At 66.0% G+C, this 633-nt stretch carries 1 protein-coding gene; it reads right to left on the bottom strand.

Translation table 11 applies throughout. The features are described 5' to 3' along the window. A partial coding sequence (locus tag EOA19_RS35010; RefSeq protein WP_281040498.1) for a beta-ketoacyl synthase N-terminal-like domain-containing protein occupies positions 1 to 562 on the bottom strand: 562 nt, incomplete at its 3' end. Positions 563 to 633: the final 71 nt, after the last annotated feature.

Genomic DNA, 633 nt, shown 5'->3' with positions numbered 1-633 from the left:
CCCCGGAAACCATTACGTCGGCCCGGCCCAGCTTGATCTGGTCCACCGCCGAGGCGATCGCATGGTTGGCCGAGGCACATGCGGAGGTCACCCCGAAGACCGGCCCGCGCAAGCCGAGGCTCAAGCTCACCTGGCCGGCGGCGGCGCTTGGCATCGTTTTGGGTACAGCGAGGATGCCAACTCGCCTCGCGCCGTCCAAAAGGAGGGCCCGGTAAGTTTCCTCCATCACATCCCAGCCCAAGCCGCCGACGCCCACTGTCGCGCCGAAGCGATGGGCATTCCCCTCGTCGCAGGAAAGTCCGGCCTGCCGCATGGCTTCGCGCGCTGCAAGCACGGCGAGCAAGCTGAAGCGGGCCATGGAGACGAGCTGCTTGCGATCGATGTCGTGCTGGGGCAGCGCCTTGATCTCAGCGCCGGTCATGCCCTCCAGGTCATGAAGCTCGGAATTGGCGATCGGGCCGATGGCGGAGCGGCCTTCGCGCATCTCTTTCCACATAGAGGCGGCGTCGGTGCCCAGTCCGCACAGGCCGCCCACTCCGGTGATAACGACGCGCCTGTCCATTCAAGCCTCCTTCGCAAGCAAGCCGCGGACGGCTTCCACGACGTCGCCGACATTCTTGAGATTGGACCAGG

The sequence above is a fragment of the Mesorhizobium sp. M7A.F.Ca.US.010.02.1.1 genome, assembly GCF_004023085.1.
Taxonomy (GTDB): Bacteria; Pseudomonadota; Alphaproteobacteria; order Rhizobiales; family Rhizobiaceae; genus Mesorhizobium.
The sequence above is the reverse complement of the archived record's forward strand: the minus strand, read 5'-3'. Positions and strand labels throughout refer to the sequence as shown.